The organism is Endozoicomonas sp. SESOKO4 (assembly GCF_024606275.1).
Genome location: NZ_JAHHPS010000262.1, coordinates 1 through 4,339, shown reverse-complemented (window position 1 = coordinate 4,339; position 4,339 = coordinate 1). Strand labels below are relative to the sequence as shown.

The following is a 4,339-nucleotide window of genomic DNA, read 5'->3' as shown; positions in this document are numbered from 1 at the left end:
CGCTTAGACAGCTTGATGCGCGTTATGGCAACCGTATAAAAACCGTGTTCTCTACTCATCACTCTATTGAAGAGCATGCACTGACCGCTGATCTACTGGTAGGTGGTGTCCTGCTGCCAGGTGCTGCTGCTCCCAAGCTGGTGACCAAAGATCTCATTAGCAGAATGAAGTGTGGTTCTGTGATTGTTGACGTTGCCATTGATCAGGGTGGTTGTGTTGAAACGTCAAGACCGACCACCCATGATGACCCTACCTTCATCGTGGACGGTGTTGTTCATTACTGTGTAGCTAACATGCCGGGCGCCGTAGCAAGAACATCAACGGTGGCACTTACCAATGCGACGCTGCCTTATGTCGTAAACATTGCCAATAAGGGTACTCGTATAGCTCTGGAGGAAAACCCACACCTGCTGGAAGGTTTGAATATCTGCAAAGGCGTGGTGACTTGTGAGAGCGTTGCTCAGGTACAAAACCTGACCTACAGACCGGCTTCTGAAATGCTCTCTGAAATCTGATGTAAAGATGGTCTGAACCGAATACTCTGGTTTGCTTTTGGCTGCCAGAGTTTTTATTTTTAATAGCGAAAAGAGATTCACACACACAAATTGATTGATTTTGGGTGGGATTCGGATTTGATTAATTGGCAGTGGTCCAGGTTTGAAGAGCTAACCGGGCAGGAAGTATACAGTATTTTGGAAGCCAGACAGGCTGTCTTTATTGTTGAGCAGGATTGCCCCTATCCCGATGCTGATGGTCTTGATCAGAGATCTCTGCACTTATCAGGCTGGGGGGCGGATCGAAATGATCTTGTGGCCTATCTGAGGATTATACCTCCGTCCTCTCCCGACTCCGTTGTCACTATTGGTCGTGTTATTACTACTTCCTCATACCGTGGCAGAGGTTTGGGAAAAGAAATGATGAAACGAGCCTTAGAAAAAGCCAACGAACTCTTTCCTGAATATGATCTTTATCTTAGTGGTCAAGCTCACCTTCAAGCATTTTACGGTGCCTTCGGCTTCAGAGCTGAAGGTGGTATCTATGTGGAAGATGGTATTCCCCATATTGCCATGTTTTCAAGAAGGTCTTGATGACCATCGGCACGAGCGGTCAGTGTTGTCTCTGAGACAGCTGATTCCACAGCGTGCCAGCTTCTAATATTCATTTCATGGTAGGAATGACAAATTCTGCGCCAGCTCTGATTCCGGTTGGCCAACGGGAAGTAATAGCTTTGCGACGTGTATAAAACTTCACACCTTCCATGCCGTGCATATGCAATGGACCATACAGGGAGCGCTTCCAGCCGCCAAAACTGTGGAATGACATGGGGACAGGGATTGGCACATTAATACCGACCATGCCGATCTGGATGTCATGGGCAAACTGTCGGGCGCTGTCACCATCACGAGTAAAGATAGATGTACCATTGCCGTATTCGTGGTCATTGATCAGGGTGACAGCTGTCTCGTAATCAGGCACACGGACTACTGATAGCACCGGTCCGAATATCTCATCCCGGTAAATGGACATATCGGTGGTGACATTGTCAAACAGGCAACCGCCCAGAAAGTAACCCTCTTCGTGGCCTTCAACAGAATAATTTCTGCCGTCTACGACCAGTTTGGCACCCTGGGCGATACCGGCATCAACATAACCTGATACCTTATTGAGGTGCTCCTGGCTGATGAGGGGCCCCAGTTCAATACCAGGTTCCAGACCATTACCCAGTTTCAGGGCTTTCACTCTGGGAGTCAGACGTTCAATTAGTGCGTCTGCCACATCACCCACAGCAACTGCAACAGAAATAGCCATACAGCGTTCACCCGCAGAACCATAGGCAGCTCCTACCAGTGCGTCAACGGTCTGATCAAGATCAGCATCTGGCATGATAACCATGTGGTTTTTGGCTCCACCCAGGGCCTGAACCCGCTTTCCGTGGTGGCAGCCCTTCTGATAGATATACTCAGCAACAGGTGTAGAGCCAACAAAGCTGACAGCCTGAATATCTTCGGAGGCGAGGATCGTATCCACTGCTTCCTTGTCACCGTTGAGCACATTCAGAACGCCGTCAGGAAGACCGGCTTCTTTCATCAACTCGGCCAGACGGAAAGGAACAGAAGGGTCTTTTTCTAAAGGTTTGAGAATAAAAGTGTTACCACAGGCAATGGCCAGGGGGAACATCCACATGGGTACCATAGCCGGGAAGTTAAAAGGTGTGATTCCTGCCACCACGCCCAGTGGCTGACTGACGGACCACGCATCCACATCCGTTCCGACATTTTCTGTGTATTCCCCTTTCAGCAAGTGAGGGATACCACAGGCGAACTCAACGACCTCCAATCCACGGGTAATATCACCGAGAGCATCTTCCAGAACCTTTCCATGTTCTCTGGTCAGCATTTCAGCCAGCTCGTTACGGTGTTTTTCAACCAGCTCCTTGAATTTGAACAGGAGTCTTGCACGTTTCAGTGGGGTGACATTTCGCCATTCTTCAAAAGCCTGTTTGGCAGTGGCTATGGCCACCTCGACCTCAATGGGACTGGCCAGAGAGACTGAAGCTTCCTGCTTTCCGGTAGCAGGGTTAAAAATGGGTAACTGGCGCACGCTGGGGGCCGAGGGCAAACCGGCGATGAAATGGTTGATTTGAGCACTCATGTCATGGCTCCTTACAGTTCATTACTTTTATTGTTTAGATTGAAACCGTCTCTTTTCAAGGTTACGGGAATTAAGTCTCCGCATGAAGAGCTGAGCACCATGAATTAATGTTCAACCTCCTTTCAACGGCTACTGACAGGTTTCGACAATGGCAAAGTTGTCCTGCATAGAAAGCAGAACCAAAAATCTTGATCTGAATCAATATCTATCACATAAGGGCTTTTGGATTCCGGCTGAATGCAGTTATTCTGGGAATCTACTCAAATTGTTGTTGAGTAGGCTGACTTGAAAAATAGCAAAATGAGGCATGGAGAAACCTTTTGGAAACATTCTGTAAATAGAATAGATCCAGCTTTCACAATATGAGAGTGTTTTTATTTTCATGACTCAATAAGGGGGTTTCTATTCTGATGCCCCGGGCGGAAATGCCTGAATGCTTTGAGGGTCTGTTAAGTTTTCTGGCATTTCAAAATAACAAGAACAAGATAGGAAGAGTGCTATGTCGTTGCTGATCAATAGACTTGTGAAGGATCATGAGCACCTTTTGCGCCTGCTCGATTGTCTGGATCATGAGGTATCCGGATACAAGGATGAAAGTGAGCATACTCCCAGACTCTGGCTGATTCTTGATGCTCTGGACTACCTCCATAATTACCCGGACAGCTTCCATCACCCACTGGAATCCCGATTGCTATCCCGTCTCCGTCCAAGACTGACTGATGCCAGCCAGCGCGCTGTTATGGCAGAAGTAGAGGCTGAGCATAAAGAAATACGTCAGTTCACCACCAGTCTGATAGAGCGTTTCAGTGCCTTGAGTATGGATCAGGTTATCCCGGTCAATCAGCTGTTGGCGGATTATCAAAAATACGTTGAGTTGCAGAGGGCACACATAAAGAAAGAAAACAGGGTTTTGATCCCCGCTATGAAAGCCATTCTGACAGAAGAAGACTTCAAGCAGGTGAACGAGGCTCTGAAAGTGACTCCAGATCCTCTGTTCGGATCCCATACCTGGGAATCCTATGAGAACCTGTATCAGTTTGTGGTGGGAGTTCCCGTTGAACAGGTAGCTTCCGAAGTACACTGAAAATTTGCCGTCTCGGAGGGGCAGTTTCTGAAGCCTTTGTTTTTAATCCTGAAGTTCTGGTCGTTTTCGAAAATAGTCTAAAGCTTCCGGGTTTGCCAAGGCATCGGTATTGGCAATCGGTTTATCATGGACAACATCCCTGACGGCCAGCTCAACGATCTTGCCGCTGATGGTTCTCGGAATATCAGGTGTTTGGAGAACAACCGCAGGTACGTGGCGAGGCGTTGTATTGGCCCGAATGGTCTTTTTTATTTCGCTGATGAGTGCGTCATCCAGGATGATGCCATCTCGTAACTTAACAAACAAAATGACCCTGACATCGCCTTCCCACTCCTGACCAATGGCAACACTTTCGAGTACCTCTTCGACCTTTTCAACCTGTCGGTAAATTTCCGCAGTACCAATTCTCACGCCACCCGGATTCAGGACAGCATCTGCCCTGCCATGAATAATCACCCCTTTATTGACTGTCAGTTCACCAAAGTCTCCATGGGCCCAGACCCCCGGGAACTGGTTGAAATAGGCTTTGTGATACTTTTTGTTCTCAGGGTCATTCCAGAATCCAATAGGCATTGAGGGGAAACTGGACTGACAGGTCAGCTC

Annotated in this window: 4 protein-coding genes and 1 pseudogene; 3 read left to right on the top strand and 2 right to left on the bottom strand. The window is 48.0% G+C overall.

Annotated elements, in window-relative coordinates; genetic code table 11:
- Both KDK16_RS04810 and KDK16_RS04805 read left to right on the top strand, forming a co-directional pair.
- Positions 1–515 (top strand): alanine dehydrogenase (locus KDK16_RS04810; RefSeq protein WP_373690920.1); only part of this gene is annotated, 515 nt, incomplete at its 5' end.
- Positions 516–632: 117 nt separating this feature from the next.
- Complete coding sequence (locus KDK16_RS04805) at positions 633–1,088, top strand: GNAT family N-acetyltransferase (protein WP_257274926.1); 456 nt, start codon at positions 633–635, stop codon at positions 1,086–1,088.
- A 70-nt stretch (positions 1,089–1,158) separates the two neighbouring features.
- Here the strand turns inward: KDK16_RS04805 and KDK16_RS04800 are convergent, their stop codons facing one another.
- Entirely contained in the window at positions 1,159–2,652 is a 1,494-nt protein-coding gene (locus tag KDK16_RS04800; RefSeq protein ID WP_257274925.1) for a CoA-acylating methylmalonate-semialdehyde dehydrogenase, read from the bottom strand.
- 499 nt (positions 2,653–3,151) lie between these two features.
- Here KDK16_RS04800 and KDK16_RS04795 point away from each other — a divergent pair, with 499 nt between their 5' ends.
- Positions 3,152–3,736 (top strand): hemerythrin domain-containing protein, encoded by a 585-nt coding sequence (locus tag KDK16_RS04795; RefSeq protein ID WP_257274924.1) that lies wholly within the window; start codon positions 3,152–3,154, stop codon positions 3,734–3,736.
- Between the two features lie 42 nt (positions 3,737–3,778).
- Here the strand turns inward: KDK16_RS04795 and KDK16_RS04790 are convergent.
- Positions 3,779–4,339, bottom strand: a pseudogene (locus KDK16_RS04790) (acetoacetate--CoA ligase); the annotation flags it as partial.

Bases quoted from the DNA above. Each gene is read 5' to 3' on its own strand.
- KDK16_RS04795 (WP_257274924.1), top strand. From the start codon at position 3,152: ATGTCGTTGCTGATCAATAGACTTGTGAAGGATCATGAGCACCTTTTG.
- KDK16_RS04800 (WP_257274925.1), bottom strand. From the start codon at position 2,652: ATGAGTGCTCAAATCAACCATTTCATCGCCGGTTTGCCCTCGGCCCCC.